The 19,838-nt window shown below is 45.1% G+C and carries 12 protein-coding genes and 1 pseudogene; 7 read left to right on the top strand and 6 right to left on the bottom strand.

Going from position 1 to position 19,838, the window contains the following annotated elements; all coding sequences use genetic code 11:
- Positions 1-100 precede the first annotated feature (100 nt).
- The 7 genes from HMPREF2794_RS00480 to HMPREF2794_RS00450 all read left to right on the top strand — a co-directional run bounded on the left by HMPREF2794_RS00480 (position 101) and on the right by HMPREF2794_RS00450 (position 10,303).
- Positions 101-1,696, top strand: coding sequence for a xylulokinase (locus tag HMPREF2794_RS00480; RefSeq protein ID WP_055270255.1), 1,596 nt, complete (start codon positions 101-103; stop codon positions 1,694-1,696).
- Between the two features lie 104 nt (positions 1,697-1,800).
- Positions 1,801-4,209: a beta-L-arabinofuranosidase gene (locus tag HMPREF2794_RS00475; protein WP_070750522.1), complete on the top strand. Its 2,409-nt coding sequence runs from the start codon at positions 1,801-1,803 to the stop codon at positions 4,207-4,209.
- Between the two features lie 69 nt (positions 4,210-4,278).
- The gene (locus tag HMPREF2794_RS00470) at positions 4,279-5,823 is read left to right on the top strand and encodes an alpha-N-arabinofuranosidase (RefSeq protein ID WP_070750520.1); all 1,545 of its coding nucleotides are present in this window, start codon (positions 4,279-4,281) and stop codon (positions 5,821-5,823) included.
- 176 nt (positions 5,824-5,999) lie between these two features.
- Positions 6,000-8,009, top strand: a complete 2,010-nt coding sequence (locus tag HMPREF2794_RS00465; protein ID WP_070750518.1) for a transketolase family protein — start codon at positions 6,000-6,002, stop codon at positions 8,007-8,009.
- Positions 8,009-8,443, top strand: coding sequence for a ribose 5-phosphate isomerase B (rpiB, locus tag HMPREF2794_RS00460; RefSeq protein WP_010537641.1), 435 nt, complete (start codon positions 8,009-8,011; stop codon positions 8,441-8,443). The genes HMPREF2794_RS00465 and rpiB overlap by 1 nt, the downstream gene beginning before the upstream one ends.
- Positions 8,444-8,571: 128 nt before the next feature.
- Entirely contained in the window at positions 8,572-9,588 is a 1,017-nt protein-coding gene (locus HMPREF2794_RS00455) for a uroporphyrinogen decarboxylase family protein (RefSeq protein WP_070750516.1), read from the top strand.
- A 28-nt stretch (positions 9,589-9,616) separates the two neighbouring features.
- Positions 9,617-10,303, top strand: coding sequence for a vitamin B12 dependent-methionine synthase activation domain-containing protein (locus HMPREF2794_RS00450; protein ID WP_070750540.1), 687 nt, complete (start codon positions 9,617-9,619; stop codon positions 10,301-10,303).
- Between the two features lie 49 nt (positions 10,304-10,352).
- Here the strand turns inward: HMPREF2794_RS00450 and HMPREF2794_RS00445 are convergent, their stop codons facing one another.
- The 6 genes and pseudogenes from HMPREF2794_RS00445 to HMPREF2794_RS00420 form a co-directional block, all read right to left on the bottom strand.
- On the bottom strand, positions 10,353-11,924 hold the full coding sequence (locus HMPREF2794_RS00445) for a sodium:solute symporter (protein WP_070750514.1): 1,572 nt from the start codon (positions 11,922-11,924) through the stop codon (positions 10,353-10,355).
- A gap of 117 nt (positions 11,925-12,041) precedes the next feature.
- Entirely contained in the window at positions 12,042-13,850 is a 1,809-nt protein-coding gene (locus HMPREF2794_RS00440; protein ID WP_010537637.1) for a corrinoid protein, read from the bottom strand.
- A 30-nt stretch (positions 13,851-13,880) separates the two neighbouring features.
- Positions 13,881-16,127 (bottom strand): glycoside hydrolase family 31 protein, encoded by a 2,247-nt coding sequence (locus tag HMPREF2794_RS00435; RefSeq protein ID WP_070750511.1) that lies wholly within the window; start codon positions 16,125-16,127, stop codon positions 13,881-13,883.
- Between the two features lie 56 nt (positions 16,128-16,183).
- The gene (locus HMPREF2794_RS00430) at positions 16,184-18,028 is read right to left on the bottom strand and encodes a right-handed parallel beta-helix repeat-containing protein (RefSeq protein ID WP_070750509.1); all 1,845 of its coding nucleotides are present in this window, start codon (positions 18,026-18,028) and stop codon (positions 16,184-16,186) included.
- A gap of 516 nt (positions 18,029-18,544) precedes the next feature.
- Positions 18,545-19,024 (bottom strand): DUF456 domain-containing protein, encoded by a 480-nt coding sequence (locus HMPREF2794_RS00425; RefSeq protein ID WP_010537608.1) that lies wholly within the window; start codon positions 19,022-19,024, stop codon positions 18,545-18,547.
- A 122-nt stretch (positions 19,025-19,146) separates the two neighbouring features.
- A pseudogene (locus HMPREF2794_RS00420) lies at positions 19,147-19,838 on the bottom strand (hypothetical protein); the annotation flags it as partial.

Genomic DNA, 19,838 nt, shown 5'->3' with positions numbered 1-19,838 from the left:
TTTTAATTCAACCCGAGTTAAAGACACTTCCGCCTTTTGAAAGCAGACTCAGTTTTTGTTCTCCACACTTATTGTTATACCTTAAAATATCGGTTTCAACATGAAATTAGATGCAAAATCAACCATAGAGACAGGTAAAGCCATCCTTGGCATAGAACTCGGTTCTACACGAATAAAAGCTGTTCTGATTGACCAGGAAAACAAACCTATCGCTCAAGGCAGCCACACATGGGAAAATCAACTGGTCAACGGACTTTGGACTTACAGCATTGATGCCATCTGGTCCGGACTGCAAGATTGCTACGCCGACCTCCGCTCCAACGTGAAGAAATTATACGACACAGAGATCGAAACTCTGGCAGCCATCGGTGTCAGCGCCATGATGCATGGTTACATGCCTTTCAATGAAAAAGAAGAAATCCTCGTGCCTTTCCGCACTTGGAGAAATACCAATACAGGCCGTGCTGCGGCAGAATTATCCGAATTATTTGTCTATAACATCCCTTTGAGATGGAGCATTTCTCATTTGTACCAGGCTATTCTGGACAACGAAGCGCACGTCAAAGACATCAAGTTCCTGACAACTCTTGCAGGTTATGTACATTGGCAGATAACAGGCGAAAAGGTGTTGGGCATTGGTGACGCATCGGGTATGCTCCCCATAGATCCGACTACCAACAACTATTCCGCCGAAATGGTGGCCAAATTCGACAATCTGATTGCTTCGAAAGAATACAGTTGGAAACTGGAAGACATTCTGCCCAAAGTATTGTCGGCTGGTGAAAATGCCGGTGTCCTCACACCGGAAGGCTGTAAAAAGCTTGATGCATCCGGTCATCTGAAGGCAGGAATACCGGTCTGCCCGCCGGAAGGAGACGCAGGCACCGGCATGGTAGCAACCAACGCCGTCAAGCAACGCACCGGCAACGTATCGGCAGGTACTTCTTCTTTCTCTATGATCGTATTGGAAAAAGAATTGTCGAAGCCATACGAAATGATCGACATGGTCACCACTCCCGACGGAAGCCTCGTAGCCATGGTACATTGCAACAACTGTACTTCGGATCTTAACGCATGGGTCAACCTGTTCAAAGAATACCAGGAACTTCTGGGTATACCTGTAGATATGGATGAACTCTACGGCAAACTTTATAACATTGCCCTCACCGGTGATACCGATTGCGGTGGTCTCCTCTCCTACAACTACATTTCAGGTGAACCCGTAACGGGACTTGCCGAGGGAAGACCTTTGTTCGTACGTTCGGCCAATGACAAGTTCAACCTTGCAAACTTTATGCGGGCTCATTTGTACGCCTCAGTCGGAGTTCTCAAGATTGGCAACGACATCTTGTTCAACGAAGAAAAGATCAAAGTCGACAGAATCACAGGCCACGGAGGATTGTTCAGAACCAAAGGAGTCGGTCAAAGAGTACTTGCAGCAGCCATCAACTCGCCCATATCTGTTATGGAAACAGCCGGTGAAGGCGGTGCATGGGGAATTGCCCTGCTGGGTTCTTACCTGGTAAACAATAAAAAGGGTCAATCTCTTGCCGATTTCCTGGATGAAAGTGTATTTGTCAGCGATGCTGGTGTCGAGGTATCACCCACCCCCGAAGATGTAGCCGGCTTCAACACATACATCGAAAGCTACAAGGCAGGTTTGCCTATAGAAGAAGCAGCCGTCAAATTCAAATAAGCGGCTTCACGGAGACCTTTCTCCCCCTTTCCCTGAATTTAGTATTAACATAAATATCCTCATTCCCTCTCCTTTTTGGAGGGGGTCAGGGGGAAGCTATTATCATGAAAACCACCTCGTTCATACTTGCCCTTATTATATCCATCTCCATCGGAAAAGCCCAGACGAACCATCAGGTCTCTTACTTTTCCCTTCAAGATGTGAAGTTATTAAGCAGTCCTTTTCTGCAAGCTCAACAGACTGATTTACATTATATCTTAGCTCTCGATCCGGACAGATTATCGGCTCCTTTCCTTCGCGAAGCCGGACTGACACCCAAAGCCCCAAGCTATACCAACTGGGAGAATACAGGACTGGACGGCCACATCGGCGGACATTACCTTTCCGCACTTTCCATGATGTATGCCGCCACCGGAGATACGGCGATATACCACCGTCTCAACTATATGCTCAACGAACTACACCGTGCACAGCAAGCTGTCGGCACAGGATTTATCGGAGGAACACCCGGTAGCCTCCAACTTTGGAAAGAAATCAAAGCGGGTGACATTCGTGCCGGAGGCTTCAGCTTAAACGGCAAATGGGTACCCCTCTATAATATACACAAAACGTATGCTGGACTGCGGGACGCTTACCTGTATGCCCACAGCGATCTGGCACGTCAGATGCTGATTGATCTCACCGACTGGATGATTGATATTACTTCCGGTCTTAGCGACAGCCAAATGCAGGATATGCTCCGCAGTGAACACGGCGGCTTAAATGAAACGTTTGCGGATGTAGCGGAAATAACAGGCGATAAGAAATACCTGGAACTGGCACGCCGTTTCTCTCATAAAGTCATTCTCGACCCGCTTATCAAAGACGAAGACAGGTTAAACGGAATGCATGCTAACACACAAATTCCTAAAGTAATCGGATACAAACGGGTAGCCGAAGTTTCAAAGGATGACAAAGACTGGAATCATGCAGCAGAATGGGATCATGCAGCCCGTTTCTTTTGGAATACCGTAGTCAATCACCGTTCCGTGTGTATCGGCGGGAATAGCGTACGCGAACATTTTCATCCATCGGACAACTTTACGTCTATGCTGAATGACGTTCAGGGACCGGAGACTTGCAATACTTACAACATGCTCCGGCTGACCAAAATGCTTTATCAGAACTCCGGAGACGTTGACAACTCCAACAAACCGGACCCACGTTATGTAGATTATTATGAACGTGCACTCTACAATCATATCCTGTCATCACAAGAACCGGATAAAGGCGGATTCGTCTACTTTACTCCAATGCGTCCCGGGCATTACCGGGTCTATTCGCAACCGGAAACATCGATGTGGTGCTGTGTAGGATCAGGTCTGGAAAATCACACTAAGTATGGTGAGTTTATTTATGCACATCGGCAAGATACACTTTACGTCAATCTTTTTATTCCTTCACAACTGAACTGGAAAGAACAGGGTGTGACATTAACACAGGAAACCCTCTTTCCCGATGATGGAAAAGTAACCTTACGAATAGATAAAGCATCTAAAAAGAAACTGACATTAATGATTCGTATACCAGGATGGGCAGGAAGTTCTAAAGATTATGCAATCACGATCAACGGTCAGAAAAAGAAGTATGCCATACGTCCGGGAGTCAGTACTTACCTACCCATCCATCGTAAATGGAAGAAAGGAGATGTGATCACCTTCAATCTGCCGATGGAGGTCAGCCTGGAACAAATTCCGGACAAGAAAGATTACTATGCTTTCCTGTATGGCCCCATCGTTCTGGCAGCTTCTACAGGAACGGAACATCTTGACGGCATCTATGCAGACGACAGCCGTGGCGGCCATATTGCTCACGGCAAACAGATTCCTTTGCAAGAGGTTCCGATGTTGATTGGAAATCCCGTCTCTATCCGTACTTCTCTTCATAAACTGAACGGAAACAAATTAGCTTTCAGCTATGATGGTAATATTTACCCGGCACAGATGGGTAAACCATTAGAACTTGTTCCATTCTTCCGCCTGCATAATTCCCGTTATGCTTTTTATTTCCGCCAAACCAGTGAAGAGCAATTCAAGGCGATTCAGGAAGAAATGGCTACAGCCGAGCGAAAGGCGACAGAATTGGCTAACCAGACAGTCGACTTAATCTTCCCCGGTGAACAGCAACCGGAATCCGATCATGGGATTCAATATGAAGAATCTGAGACCGGAACCCATAAAGACCGCCATTTCCGTCGTGCTAAAAAGTGGTTCAGCTACAATCTGAAAGTAAAAAAAGAAGCAAGTCAATTAATGCTGACCATACGAAAAGAGGATCGGAATAAGACAATGATCTTACTGAATAACGAGAGACTAACCCTTACTCCGACTATCAGCAAAGCTGACAAAGACGGCTTTATCACGCTCAACTATCTTCTGCCTCAAAAATTAAAAGCAGGAAGTTGTGAGATTCTTTTGAAGCCGGATGGTACAGAGTGGACCTCTGCCATTTACGAAGTACGTCTGTTGAAATAAGCGTAAGAATGAGAAAATGACCATTATAAAAATCAAACATCTATATAACCATTTAAACAAATTCCATTTATGAAAGCAAAACTATTAGTCAGCACGGCCTTTCTGGCAGCCTCCGTATCTCTTTCTGCACAAAAGAATACTACCATCACTGTACATGCCGACCAAGGCAAAGAAATCATCCCGAAGGAAATCTACGGTCAATTTGCCGAACACCTGGGCTCATGTATCTACGGTGGTCTTTGGGTAGGCGAAAATTCGGATATTCCTAATATCAAAGGATACCGGACAGACGTATTCAATGCATTAAAAGAGTTGTCCGTTCCTGTTCTTCGCTGGCCGGGCGGCTGCTTCGCCGATGAATATCACTGGATGGACGGAATCGGTCCCAAAGAAAATCGCCCGAAGATGGTGAACAACAACTGGGGAGGCACGATTGAAGATAACAGTTTCGGAACACACGAGTTCCTGAATCTTTGTGAAATGCTGGGCTGTGAACCATATATCAGTGGAAACGTAGGTAGCGGTACGGTAGAAGAGCTTGCAAAATGGGTGGAATACATGACTTCCGACGGTGACTCTCCGATGGCAAACCTGCGCCGTAAGAATGGTCGTGACAAGGCATGGAAAGTAAAATATCTCGGCGTAGGAAATGAAAGCTGGGGATGTGGCGGTAGTATGCGCCCTGAATATTATGCCGATCTGTATCGCCGTTATTCTACTTATTGCCGTAACTATGACGGTAATCATCTGTTTAAGATAGCCAGTGGTGCCAGTGATTACGACTATAACTGGACGGATGTACTGATGAATCGTGTCGGTCACCGGATGCAAGGTCTATCCTTACACTACTATACAGTTACAGGATGGAGCGGCAGCAAAGGCGCGGCAACCCAATTCAACAAAGACGATTATTACTGGACTATGGGCAAATGTCTTGAAGTGGAAGATGTACTCAAAAAACATTGTGCCATCATGGACAAATATGATAAAGACAAGAAGATTGCCCTTTTGCTTGACGAATGGGGCACTTGGTGGGACGAAGAACCAGGAACGGTCAGAGGTCATCTGTATCAGCAAAACACATTGCGTGATGCTTTTGTTGCTTCTTTAAGTCTCGATGTATTCCACAAATATACCGACCGTCTGAAAATGGCGAACATCGCTCAGATAGTCAACGTTCTGCAATCTATGATCCTGACTAAAGACAAAGATATGGTACTTACTCCTACTTATTATGTATTTAAGATGTACAAAGTGCATCAGGATGCAACCTATCTTCCACTCGACCTGACTTGCGATAAAATGAACGTACGCGATAACCGTACAGTTCCTATGGTCAGCGCAACAGCTTCTAAGGACAAGAACGGAGTGATCCATATTTCTCTCTCCAACGTGGATGCAGACAACGCACAGGAAATCACAGTCAATCTTCCGGACGTAAATGCCAAAAAGGCGATTGGAGAAATCCTGACTTCTGCTAATCTGACCGATTACAACTCTTTCGAAAAACCTAATATTGTAAAACCGGCTTCCTTCAAAGAGGTAAAAATCAATAAAGGAATTATGAAGGTAAAACTACCGGCTAAGTCAATTGTTACTTTAAAGTTACAGTAATCTAATAGTAAATACTTACTGTATTGTAAACAAGAAGGCTGTTAAAAAGCCTACAAAAAAGATAGCTCTTTTGGATGGTTAATTACACATAAAGAGCTATCTTTGCCAACATTATGAGAAATATGCCAAGTAATTGGCACATTGACAGACTAGCAAATCTATTAATTATTAAAGATATGAACGATAATAAACTTATGAATCGTGCAGCGGATAACATCCGTATTCTTGCTGCTTCAATGGTTGAGAAAGCCAATTCCGGTCACCCGGGTGGCGCCATGGGTGGTGCTGACTTTGTAAATGTACTCTTCTCTGAGTTTCTAGTATACGATCCTGAAAATCCGCGTTGGGAAGGTCGTGACCGTTTCTTCCTTGATCCGGGGCATATGTCTCCGATGCTCTATTCAACTTTGGCATTGACCGGTAAATTCACTCTGGACGAACTGAAAGAATTCCGCCAATGGGGAAGCCCTACTCCGGGACATCCGGAAGTAGACATCATGCGTGGCATTGAAAATACTTCCGGTCCGCTGGGACAGGGACATACTTTCGCTGTAGGTGCCGCTATCGCAGCTAAATTCCTGAAAGCTCGTTTCAACGAGGTAATGAATCAGACGATTTATGCATACATCTCCGACGGTGGTATTCAGGAAGAAATCTCTCAGGGTTCCGGACGTATTGCCGGTGCATTGGGACTCGACAACCTGATTATGTTCTACGACTCCAACGATATTCAGCTTTCTACAGAAACGAAAGATGTAACGGTTGAAGATACCGCCATGAAATATGAAGCATGGGGATGGAATGTACTCAGCATCAATGGTAATGATCCGGACGAAATCCGTGCAGCTATCAAAGAAGCGCAGGCTGAAAAAGAACGTCCGACACTGATTATCGGTAAAACGGTAATGGGCAAAGGCGCACGCAAGGCAGACGGCAGCAGCTATGAAGCTAACTGTGCTACTCACGGTGCTCCGCTCGGTGGCGACGCTTATGTAAATACAATCAAGAATTTGGGCGGTGATCCTACCAATCCGTTCGTAATTTTCTCGGAAGTTGCCGAACTGTATGCTAAACGCGCGGCAGAATTAAAAGAAATCGTAGCTGAAAGATATGCAGCAAAAGCCGAATGGGCTAAAGCCAATCCGGAACAGGCCGCTAAGCTGGAATTATTCTTCTCAGGCAAAGCTCCGAAAATAGACTGGACTGCTATCGAACAAAAAGCAGGTACTGCTACTCGTGCTGCTTCTGCAACCGTTCTGGGAGCTCTTGCCACACAAGTAGAAAATATGATCGTTGCTTCTGCCGACCTTTCCAACTCTGACAAGACTGACGGTTTCCTTAAGAAAACTCATTCTTTCAAGAAAGGTGATTTCAGCGGTGCATTCTTCCAAGCCGGTGTATCCGAATTATCGATGGCTTGTATCTGCATCGGTATGTCACTCCACGGTGGTGTGATCGCTGCTTGCGGTACTTTCTTCGTATTCTCCGATTATATGAAACCTGCTATACGTATGGCTGCCTTGATGGAACAACCTGTGAAATTTATCTGGACTCACGACGCATTCCGCGTAGGTGAAGATGGTCCTACTCATGAACCGGTAGAACAGGAAGCTCAAATCCGCCTGATGGAAAAGCTGAAAAATCATAAGGGACACAACTCTATGCTGGTACTTCGTCCGGCTGATGCAGAAGAAACAACTATTGCATGGAAACTTGCAATGGAAAATATGTCTACCCCTACAGGCTTGATCTTCTCTCGTCAGAATATCGCCAACCTGCCGGTTGGAACTGATTACGAACAAGCAGCTAAGGGCGCTTATATCGTAGCCGGTTCTGATGAAAATCCGGATGTGATCCTGGTAGCTTCAGGTTCCGAAGTATCTACTTTGGTTGCCGGCACAGAACTGCTCCGCAAAGATGGTGTGAAAGTTCGTATCGTATCTGCTCCATCAGAAGGTCTGTTCCGCAGCCAGTCTAAAGAATATCAGGAATCTATTCTTCCGGCTGACGCTAAGATTTTCGGTCTTACTGCCGGTCTGCCTGTTACTCTTCAAGGTTTGGTAGGTTGCCACGGTAAAGTTTGGGGATTGGAGTCTTTCGGTTTCTCTGCTCCTTACACAGTATTGGATGAAAAACTTGGTTTTACTGCCGAGAACGTATATAACCAGGTAAAAGCAATGATTTAATGAAAACAATCGGATTAGCATGCGACCATGCCGGTTTTGAACTGAAGGAATATGTTCGCGGCTGGCTGGAAGTAAAAGGCTGGGCTTACAAAGATTTCGGAACTAATTCTACCGCAAGTGTAGATTATCCGGATTATGCTCATCCGCTGGCTATCGCAGTAGAATCGGGCGAATGTTATCCCGGTATTGCAATCTGCGGCAGTGGAAACGGAATCAACATGACTCTGAACAAGCATCAGGGAATACGTGCTGCTCTTTGCTGGAATGCAGAGATTGCACACTTGGCCCGTCAACATAATGACGCCAATATTCTTGTGATGCCGGGACGCTTTATCAGCACAGAAGAAGCGGACATGATACTGACTGAATTCTTCTCGACACAGTTTGAAGGAGGTCGTCATCAGAATCGTATTGATAAGATTCCTGTTAAATAAGGCCTAATAACAATTTAAATATAGATAAAGCTGTTCTTCTTTCTCGGAGAACAGCTTTATTTGTAGATACTGATTACAAAAAAGCGATTGCATCGTCTTATTATATGACAAAGTTAAAAACAGAAGTTATGGGCAAACTGAATATGAAAGACTGGATCGACCAAACGATCCAGAATAAAAAAACGATCGCAATTCCTATCATGACACATCCGGGCATTGAGCTTATCGGAAAGAGTGTTCATGATGCAGTAACAAACGGACAAGTCCATTATGAAGCGATTAAGGCACTCTGTGATAAATATCCTACCGCTGCTGCAACAGTTATCATGGATTTAACAGTGGAAGCAGAGGCATTCGGAGCGGAAATCGTATTTCCGGAGAATGAAGTTCCAAGTGTATCCGGTCGATTGCTGACAGACGAAACAGCTATTGAGGCATTGGAAATACCGGCACTGAATAAAGGACGCATCGCACAATACCTTAAAGCGAATATGCTGACTGCAAGAAATATAACAGATCGTCCGGTATTTGCAGGCTGCATCGGTCCTTATTCATTAGCGGGACGATTGTATGATATGTCCGAAATCATGATGCTGATTTATATCAATCCCGAAGCAGCCAATACTTTACTACGAAAATGTACCGATTTCATTATCCGTTATTGCATGGCTCTGAAAGCAACCGGAGTAAACGGAGTTGTGATGGCGGAACCTGCCGCCGGATTGTTATCCAACGAAGATTGCCTGCAATATTCTTCTGTATTCGTTAAAGAGATAGTAGAGAAAGTACAGGATGATCATTTCACCGTTGTACTTCATAATTGCGGAAATACCGGAAATTGTACGCAAGCTATGGTATATACCGGTGCTGCAGCCTATCATTTCGGTAATAAAATCGAAATGGAGGAAGCATTAAAAGAAGTTCCTGTTCATGCTCTTGCGATGGGTAATCTTGACCCGGTCAGTCTCTTCAAGATGTCAAGTCCCGAGGAAATGAGACAAGCAACTCTTCAACTTCTGGAAGCTACCAGCGCACATCCAAACTTCGTCTTGTCGAGTGGTTGCGATGTGCCACCCTATACACCATTAGCCAATATAGACGCCTTTTATGCTGCATTGGAAGAATTCAATGCAATGCGGAATTAGCCTATAATCCGGCTAATGCTATTTAATGATGTTTGAACAAGAACTCACTTATCAAGACTTACATATCCCATCGTCCGAAATTTATGAAGCGATGGGATACAAAGATTCTATGCCAGACCCAATGGTGATAGAAGAAACTCATACGTTGCTAAAACGCGTCATCCCCCGGCTTCGTCCACGATACACTTTCTTTCTTACGGAAGGTACGGTTGATACAGAGAAAGAATCCCTGCATACGCATGATACCGTTTTCTCTATCGGTAAAACCATCGCCCGTCAATTAAGAGGTTCAGAAGCTTTTGCTTTTTTTGCAGCTACTGCCGGAATAGAGTTTGAGGAATTCCAGCATACATTGCAACAAGAAGGAGATATGGTCAAAATATACATCGCAGATTCATTAGGAAGCGTCATCGCAGAAAAGACAGCTGATTGTATGGAAGTCGCTTTAGCGGAATATATACAGAGCAAGAATTGGAAACACACCAACCGATATAGTCCGGGCTACTGTGGATGGCACGTTTCGGAACAACAAAAACTGTTTCCATTGTTTCCCGTCACTTCTCCTTGCGGCATTCGGTTAACAGATTCCAGCCTCATGATACCTATCAAATCTGTCAGCGGTGTAATCGGTGTAGGTACTGATGTCCGCAAGCTTGAGTATACTTGCGGACTGTGTACCTACGAAAACTGCTATCGCAAAAGAAAACACCAATAAAGCTATTATTCTTTACCGAATGATTCATCTTTTACCGGAGAATTCTTCTTTAATGACCATTAAAAAAGATATAAAGCCCTATCATAGTCACGATAAGCAATGCCCATAAGACAAGTACTATCCGGGCAGGCTTTGCTTCTATCTTCTCCATATTCAATATCTCAGCCTGAGGGGTTTTATCCAATAGACTGATAACCATCATTCCTATCCCGATAATAACAAACAGATAGAAAGACAATAACATAAAATGAGGCCACGCAGCATACTGGTCGGCAGGAAATACCCATAGATACAACACACCTACTCCGATACTGAATACCGTACCAACTGTGAGGGCTGCATTAGCAGCCAAAGTAGTCGTACGCTTCCAGAAAACGCCAAAAAGGAAAACCGCTGCCATCGGAGGTGCAATGAACCCCAATACAGACTGGAAAACATTAAATAAATTCAATCCATGAATGCTGTCAATGGCTATCGTTATAATCACCGATATCAGCGCACCGGCTACCGTCACTGTCTGTCCGACCCGAATGATCTCCTTTTGCCTGGCCTGTGGTCTGATCTTCTTCACATAAATATCCATCGTAAACACAGTACTCAAAGCATTCAGTGCCGACCCGATAGTACTGACAAGAGCAGCTGTCAATACAGCCAATACCAACCCGACCATTCCAACAGGGAATAAATGAGTTACCATAGTCATATACGCCTCATCGGGATTCTCTAACTGCGGAAACAAAGCCAGACAGATGATACCCGGAAGAATATAAAGAGGAACATCCAATATTTTCAGCCAACCGGTAAAGTTCGTTCCCAACTGTCCTTCCTTCAAATTCTTAGCAGCCAATACCGGCTGTACCATTGACTGATCCGTGCACCAAAACCATACTCCCATCACAGGATATCCCAGAATAATCGGCAGCCACGGGAAAGCGGGATCATCATTCGGCCTGAAAAGATTCCAGAAGTCTGCCGGAACAGCATCTGTCAAGGCAGAGATACCTCCAACCTTACAGATTCCTACGATAGCCAGTGTAGCTGAAACAAGAATCAACAGAATCATCTGATAGACATTCGTGTAGGCAACAGCCTTCAATCCTCCGAGCATTGTGAAGAATGCCGAAATAATCAATAAGATCAAAGCGGACTGCCACATCGGTATATCGAATACCTGACGAATCAGAACACCACCTGCGAATAAAGTCAATGCTAACCAGGAAATCAATATCGTAACAATTGTATACCATGCCAGAATATTGCGGGTAGACTGCCCGAACCGCTTTCCCATAAACTCCGGCAGAGTCGAAACACGGGTTCCCAAATAACGGGGAGCAAAAACAAAGGCAAGCAGACATATAAAGACAAACGCATACCAAGCATAATTGCCCGAGACAATACCGGTAGTAAACCCGGCACTGGCAGATGCAATCAGCATGGAAGGTCCCACGTTCGTTCCCCACATAGAGAATCCGATGTGGTGCCATCGCAAAGAACGTTCCGCCAAAAAGAGACTGCTCCCTTTTTTTCGTTTGGAACTTGCCCAAACACCTATGGCGATAAGAATCAGAAAATAGGCAATCAGAATACCCCAATCCAATGTATCCAGAAATTTCACATGCATAATTCAAGTATTAAATAAGTAACGTAAGTTCAATTATAGTTCTCTTTCAGGCACGGATTACACTGATTTCACGGTTTTAATAAACTATATAGTTAAAAACCAGATAATCCATGCCTATTATTTTTTATTTCCCATCAGCTCTTTAGCTACTGCCACCGCTGTATTAGCATTATCACTATATCCGTCCGCGCCAATCTCATCGGCAAATCCCTGACTGACGGGAGCCCCTCCGATCATCACTTTCACCTGACTGCGGATGCCTGCATCTTCCAATGCCTGAATCACATCTTTCATATAAGTCATAGTAGTAGTCAGCAGGGCACTCATACACAAAATATCAGCATTGTTTTCCTTGACTGCCTCAACGAACTTGTCACAGGTAACATCAATGCCGATATTGATCACTTCAAAGCCACAGCCTTCCAGCATGGAAGCTACGAGATTCTTTCCAATATCATGCAGATCCCCCTTTACAGTACCGATTACAATTTTTCCGATTGTGGTTGATGCATTACCAGCCAGCAAAGGTTTCAGAAGTTCCAAAGCCCCTTTCATGGCACGCCCTGCCATTAAAAGTTGCGGCACAAAGGCCTTGCCGTCCTGAAAGCGTTGCCCGACTTCTCCCATAGCTGTTATCATATATCCATTGATGATATCCTGCGGTACTACTCCGTCAGCGATAGCTTTCCTGGTGACTTCAACTGCCGGTTCCAGTTTTCCGGCTACGATAGCATCATACAAAGGTTTCAGCTGGTCCTCTTCCCGATTCTTTTCTTCTCTGACCCGAATACTTTCCTGTACATTACTTTGTCCTGCCTCTTGTTGGATTCCATCCGTATCCGCCGGCACAGGTACAGAAGAACCGGTATATTCCTCTATAATCCTCATCGCCTGTTCCACTTCTCTTTCATTATGGAAGTCCATTTCCAGATGCACCCCGTCCGCTCCGATATTATCCAATAAAGGTTTCAACTCATCCAGAGTCACCCAGCAAGCCATGACGCTCTTACCTCCTGCCAGTATCTTCTTATACAAATCATACCATTTCGGAGAACCTCCCTGCGGCTCACCAACACCGGGCGTCCACTGGATCGCATTCAACTCTTCAATTTCAAGCAGGGCAGGAAGATGATGCATCGCTCCTACTCCATCCAGATGATAAAGTGTATAGTCTATCTTCCGGCACTGTTCGCGAATAAACGGCTGTACAAAACGACGATAATCATCCTGACTGATCATAGTAGAAATATCGCTCTGCAACTTACTCATTTTACCCGGAGCCCATGAGGAGAAATAGCAGAATGCCATTTCATCCCCTTCGCGGATAATGTCGTAGAGTTCATCAAATACTTTAAAATAGATATCATTGATTTGCTGCATCTGCTGCTCCAGTACTTCGGGCTGCATGACCGTATCCAGCAATACCATATCGGTCCCCTTCAAAGCAGCCAGCACATCCAGTCCTTCCATCAGGTCGGGCATACCGACAAAATAATTCCCGTTGGCTTTAGCCTTGCAGGCTTTCAGAAGTTCCTTATGCAAAATCCAGTTGGGATGCTCCGGGTTGAATACAATCTCATCATTAAAGTCCGGGTCGGGATGTATCCAGATCGTATCTTCACCTCCTTCAAAAACTCCGCCCAGGATTGCAGCCAAAGAGCCGGGCCCCAGCTGAGTATTTGCAACAGGGAGCATATCCGCCATCAGACTACTGTGAGCGACATACCAATCCAGATATTCCGCCCGCCACTGAGGATCAAACCACTTCTGCGCCAGGTCTTTTGCCGGGGCAGGCGGAGCAATGTCCGCATGCGGTTTCACACCTTCCTGAAAGTGTTCCCACATAGAGAGAATAATTCCTTTATGATTCCACCAGTTTATATAACGTTGTTGAGTCTCTTCTAAATTCGTTTTCCAAGTTTTCATACTCTGCCAGTCTTTTTTAATTGTTCAATTTCATATCTTCCAAAATCCCTTGTAATCCTGATCAATGTGCAAAACAACACTTTTGCTTAAATCCATTTCGTCCGTACAATCCACTTCTTCCGGATAAATCGGGATCACGGCATTCTCGCGCACATATACCGGCATTTCTTCCAATGGCACATATATATCTTTCAGCCAGCATCCACCTTGCAGACGTTCTCCGGTAAAGAAATTCACCCATTGCCCTTCGGGAAGATAAACGTCACGACGGTTCTCACTATTCATCACCGGAGCCACCAGAAACTCATTGCCGAAGTAATACTGATCGTCGATATGCCAGCAGATCTTATCCTCCGGATGATGCAGGATCAGTGCCTGCAACAACGGACTGCCGCTCTCTATTGCCAGTTTGCTTTGCTCTAAGATATAGGGAATCAGCGAATAACGCAGTTTCCACCATTGCTTCACCAGCGGGGCGATAGCCGGATAATGCCAAGGCTCCCGCTTGTTGGTTCCATGATAACGGATGTGTGATGTGAATACTCCAAACTGTGTCCAGCGCATATAGACATCATCCGATACGATTGAGTTCATGAAGTTGGGCAAGGTATGGAATCCGGGGACATCATGACTCCAGAAAGCAAACCCCGACAGACCAAAATGCAACCCTCCTTTGAGCGAACCCGCCATGCCGTCCCATGAACTGCAAGAGTCCCCTCCCCAATGCAAAGGATAACGCTGGCAACCTGCCCAGGCTGCACGTGCCCAGACAATGCCATCTCCAGTCACCTCTTTCGTTATTTCATAAGCCGCTTTCTGATAGAGCAAGGCATACAGATTGTTCAACAGTTCCGGTTTCATACCTTTGTAGACAGCATCCATGTGGATATTTTCTCCGAAATCAGTTTTAATACAAGTGACTCCCATATCCAGAAGTTGCTTCAACAGTCCTTTATACCATTCTGTTGCCTTCGGATAAGTAAAGTCGATAGTCCCCGCGTAGTCCAAAGCTGAAAAATTAGAGCCGTCCGTGTCCTGCTGCCTGGTCAGCGGAGCTATATAATCATTCGCTTTTGCTTCCCCGATCTGTTCTGCATTTTCGGCAACATAGGGCAACTGCCATAGAGATACACGGTAACCATTCTTTTTCAACCGCTGTATGAATCCTTTCGGATCGGGAAAACGTTCCTCGTTAAACTTCCATTCGCACAGCCAGTCGGTTCTGAACCAGCCGGTATCCAGATGAATGACATCACAAGGATAATGTCCGGAGCGCATACGGTCGCAGATCTCATTTACTTCATCGGCACTGAAATAAGTCATCCGGCTCATCCACACTCCGAAGCTCCAGAGAGGAGGCATCGAAGGATATCCGGTCAGGTCACGATAGCCACGAAGTATCTCCTCCATCGTATCACCCGCTATGATGAATACATCCAGCATAGCCTGATCACTCAGGAACTGTACGGAACGGGTGGAATGTCCTGCCAGCGAAAGTTTGCTGTGGGCACACGTATGATAGAAAGTCCCGTACATCCGGCTGGAGAGATAGAAAGGTATATTCTTATAGGTACGCCGGTTGTTTACTCCCTGCCCATCCTGATTTTTCAGAAAAAGTGTCTGTCCGCTTAAGTCCATCTTGAAGAAACGTTCTCCGGTCCCTGCAAAACACTCATCCGGTTTGCTCTCAAAAGAGAGGGTGGCACGTTCCTTTTTCCCCATCCGTTTGCAGAAGGCAATGGGCAGTCCGTCGTAGCGGGGAGGTGAGAAATGGTCATAAGCTGCCAGACGGATTTCCCGCTTTCCGTCAGGATATAAAGTAATGTCCAGTGTTTCCTGAGGGTCGGGCAATAACTCACTCCACCGGTCCAGGACCGGTGGTTCCACATTGATAACGGCACGCTTCGTTCCGTCTTCGGTCGAAAGAACCCATTTACCTTCCTGCTTCTCCACAGACAAAGGAACTTTCCGGATTCGCTCACTGAATTGCAACATTTCCGACCGGTCCGTCAGTTCATATTCACCAAACCCAAGAAACAAACGGGTAATGCCTGTACTATACTGACGTATTATTAATGTATATTCCTCTTGGGGGGCAGTGGTATCCGCCGCCATATCATTGGCAAGTTGCTGTTTCTGAAAAGGGACTGTCACACAGACATCCCCGCCCTTTTCATAAACGGCTGTCGGTTTATATGCTTTCCAGAGCGACTCATCCCTTGATAACTCAGTATCAAAATCAAGGAAATCAAACAAATGGTAATTAGTAGGTTTCATCTGCAATCTATCTTATTAATTTATGATCTATCTCAGTTACTTGATCGATTCAAGTGCTATTTCATTCTTCCGGCACTATTTTTTATCTCATCCGCCACCTGCGGACCATTTTTTCTCCATACATTCCTGTTACCGGGGCGATTCGAGTCGAAGCGTTCAGCCGGACACCAGTTGTTTTCAATCGTATATCCATCAGTAGCTTCGTCCAGATAGATATAAAAAGCCCTGTCGTTGGTGGCATAAGGTGCTTCTTCCAAATGTTCGATCCGGTTATTCCGCACCACAGAGCCCGGTTGGCTGGAAAGTGTATAAAGTCCTCCGGCATCATACAGCCGACGGGCAAAATGATGTACATAGTTAGCTTCTATCCGGTTATTTTTCATTCCGCTTTGCAGCGAGGTCCATCCCCACCCTACACAAATGCCCGAATAGTTCAAGTGGCAGACTTCATTATGGGAAATATCGATACCGCTCACGTATCCCGCACCGATACCCACACACCCCCAATCTTCATTAGTCACATCCGTTATCAGGTTATTTTTAATAGTGATATCCGTGCATAAATCACGTTGGTCCAAAGGGATAAAAGGTACATGTGTCTCGAAACCTCCGTCTGGAAATGCACCCACCAGTATGCCTGTACCTCCGACATCCGAAAAAACACAATTCTCTACGCCGGAGGACGAAACCGCCCATTCATAATCCAGTCCGGTAGACGCCAGATGTTGAAACGTACAGCGATTGAACGTAAAATACTCGGCTCCCCTGACACGTATTGCTGTTTCGGGACGGGTAATCCATGCCTGATTTTCCAGTTCCGCTTTTTCCGGTAGTCCCGGTTCATGCAGTTTATAAGCATCCAATAGCGGAAATCCCCCTTGCAAAGTAACATGTCCCTGATACGAAGGACGCATCCACGAGGTATGGGCAAAGGTGATTCCTTCCAGGTGGATATGCCGTATCGGACGTTCCAACGTACCGTCCGCAATCATCAATGTTTCCAGAACCGGAATGATAACTTCAGCCGTTTCCATGTCTTCCCCCGAACGGGGATAATAATAGATTGTTCCCGACGGATATTCCTGAAACCACTCTCCCGGCTGGTCCAGCAGTTCCAAAGCATTTGTCAGGCAAAACGAGGAATTTCCTTTTTCTTCTCCGATGACAGGTTGGGGCCAGGGATGGGCAAATTCCAGATGACTCTCCGGCTGATGAAAACAAACAACGGACTGTTCCCCTCTGACGTCTATACTCTTCACACGCAGAATGGCAATTGCCCAACGCTGATGGACTATCATTTCCAGTTGCCCGGCATTTTGCAACTTCTCTATCTGATGGGTAGGAATCGTAATCGTCTGTTCTTCCGGATTAAAGTCAATCATTCGTTCCATCATTCCATCGGGGAACTGTGACGCCCGCCGGGCTTTATTGCCATTCACCCACATCTGGCGGGTTTCTACCATTCTATTTCCGACAAGAGGTGCCTTTGCCACCCAAACTTTTGATCTTAATTCCCTGGCAATCCGCAGATCTTCGCTTCCCCGCTTCCATCCCGTAACTGCAACTCCGCCACTGATTAACGGGTGCGCATTCTCCACTGCACTTATGAGTGTCGGCGAATCGGGCCGACCGCTATCTTCCGGCCTGATAAACAAAGGAGTGGACTGTACATAGATCCCGTCTTCCAACCGGATAGAAATTCCTCCGGCTACTTCGGGAGCATTCAGCCTTCTCCATTCACGAGCCTGCTTGAGGGCATGGTTCAAGGTAAGATAAGGAGCTTCTTTTGTACCTGCATTCTTGTCATTTCCACGAGGAGATACGTAAATCTCCCCAGCAAAAAGAATAGAAAACATACTCAAAGAAGCCATCAAAACAAAAACAGTAAAAGTCTTTTTCATGGTACTATCTCAATGTGCTATTATAGTTAGGACGGGCACACATCCATTTAGTACTCTGTCTGACTTACAAAAAACAGATCGATATCCAAAAATTATTCACCGTTACTCATGCAAAAAGTGACTGTTCTTATTGTCACTTATCACTTTTCGCCATTAACACATTGACCTGCAACACAATAAAGGTGATAATAGGAAGTGACAATAGAGTGACAATAAGAAAAATCCACCCGTTTATTGTCACTTTAAGTTTGCCCATTTAGCGGAGATATACACGCCCGATTTATAGTACCTATAGGAAAAGAACGAAACAAGTAGTTCCAAGATCAGTTTCATCGGTTGAAACAAAGTGTTCCAAGCTTTGAAACAATGTGTTTCAAGCAATGAAACAAAGTGTTTCACCGTACGAAACAAAGTGTTTCAAGCGCTTGAAACTTTTTGAAACTACTATCAAACTGTCTTGAAGTAGCTTTCAAATGACTTTTAATAAAAGGTAGATTGTTAGTGATCCAAAGGTAATCACCGAAGAAAGCCCATTATAAACTGGTAACAGAAATAACCGCAAACGACAAACTTCAATAAGGTTCCCAACATAAAGCCGATTAATGAACCGACTCCCGACTTAAGAGCCTGAGAAAATTCCTTGTTTCCAATCAGTTCACCTATCACTGCCCCCAGAAACGGACCGAAAATAACTCCCCATGGCAAGAAAAGAAGGCCAACAAGCGTCCCAATGATACAGCCCCAGTTACCCCATTTACTGCCGCCACTATATTTACTGCCGAGCATGGGGGTAAAATAATCCAATATTTGTATGACGACAACAATCAACAGCCAGACGATCAGCTGCGTTGTGGAATATTGCACCTTATCCGTGAAATGAAGGAAAATCAGTCCCAGATATGCGACAGGAGGACCGGGCAGAAATGGAAGAACACACCCCATCAATCCCGTCATAAGGCACAGCACACCTAGTATAATCAAAATAATATCTAACATAGTTACTCTATTAGAAGTAATACGTATCCTTGCTTCATCAGTTTACATCTCATACTATCGAACAGCAAGAATCTCTATTCCGGCAGCAATTTAAGCAAATAAACCGAATCCTCCAAAAACTGTCAGTAACGGCGGGAAGGAGTATAATCGATCCTATATATACGATCGAAGAAAGGCATCCATCCATTCTCCGCAATTCCAAGCTGCAATCCGTAGAAATGTGTATCCACTTTTCTATATTCCAGCATTTGGTCAGTCAGTTCCGGCACAGACAACGGAATTTTAAAATCACTGATCCACAATACATCCGCATTCATATATTCCTTTTTTGACTGGAGCAACCGGAATGTAGCTTTCAGCATTCGGGTAGCATCCGTGTCACCACAGGAAGTGGTCGAGAAGAATTCAAGCAGCCGTGCCCTCTCTCTCCGGACATCAATCGGATTGATGGAAACAGAAAAAGCAATCAGAAAACAGTCCCGACGTTGCCTGTCGGCTATTTCCAATATTTTAATCAACAGTGAATATGCAATCTTTTCCGGTTTCCCTACCATACTGCCGGAAGTATCGAGACAGACAATCATCGGTCCTTTCTGCGTGGCAGGCTTTATTTCCAATCGCCGGGCAGGTTGCATAATCTCAGATTTATAACGGAAAGTCTGGAGTTTCCGGGTAATATACTTATAGACAAATAAATCTTCCAGTTCATCATCGGCACAATGCGCCAGTTCCGTAGGAAGCAATGCGTTCAGGTCATTCCCTGTCGTAATACCCAGAATATCGCTTTTAGATGAATGCTCCATCTTATACACAT

This window comes from Bacteroides sp. HMSC067B03, from assembly GCF_001811315.1.
GTDB classification, from domain to species: domain Bacteria; phylum Bacteroidota; class Bacteroidia; order Bacteroidales; family Bacteroidaceae; genus Bacteroides; species Bacteroides faecis.
The sequence above is the reverse complement of the archived record's forward strand: the minus strand, read 5'-3'. Positions and strand labels throughout refer to the sequence as shown.

Excerpts from the sequence above, each read along its gene's own strand:
- HMPREF2794_RS00445 (WP_070750514.1), bottom strand. The coding sequence starts at position 11,924 with ATGCATGTGAAATTTCTGGATACATTGGATTGGGGTATTCTGATTGCC.
- HMPREF2794_RS00455 (WP_070750516.1), top strand. The coding sequence starts at position 8,572 with ATGGGCAAACTGAATATGAAAGACTGGATCGACCAAACGATCCAGAAT.
- HMPREF2794_RS00440 (WP_010537637.1), bottom strand. The coding sequence starts at position 13,850 with ATGAAAACTTGGAAAACGAATTTAGAAGAGACTCAACAACGTTATATA.
- HMPREF2794_RS00435 (WP_070750511.1), bottom strand. The coding sequence starts at position 16,127 with ATGAAACCTACTAATTACCATTTGTTTGATTTCCTTGATTTTGATACT.
- HMPREF2794_RS00425 (WP_010537608.1), bottom strand. The coding sequence starts at position 19,024 with ATGTTAGATATTATTTTGATTATACTAGGTGTGCTGTGCCTTATGACG.
- HMPREF2794_RS00480 (WP_055270255.1), top strand. The coding sequence starts at position 101 with ATGAAATTAGATGCAAAATCAACCATAGAGACAGGTAAAGCCATCCTT.
- HMPREF2794_RS00465 (WP_070750518.1), top strand. The coding sequence starts at position 6,000 with ATGAACGATAATAAACTTATGAATCGTGCAGCGGATAACATCCGTATT.
- HMPREF2794_RS00475 (WP_070750522.1), top strand. The coding sequence starts at position 1,801 with ATGAAAACCACCTCGTTCATACTTGCCCTTATTATATCCATCTCCATC.
- HMPREF2794_RS00430 (WP_070750509.1), bottom strand. The coding sequence starts at position 18,028 with ATGAAAAAGACTTTTACTGTTTTTGTTTTGATGGCTTCTTTGAGTATG.
- rpiB (WP_010537641.1), top strand. The coding sequence starts at position 8,009 with ATGAAAACAATCGGATTAGCATGCGACCATGCCGGTTTTGAACTGAAG.
- HMPREF2794_RS00450 (WP_070750540.1), top strand. The coding sequence starts at position 9,617 with ATGTTTGAACAAGAACTCACTTATCAAGACTTACATATCCCATCGTCC.
- HMPREF2794_RS00470 (WP_070750520.1), top strand. The coding sequence starts at position 4,279 with ATGAAAGCAAAACTATTAGTCAGCACGGCCTTTCTGGCAGCCTCCGTA.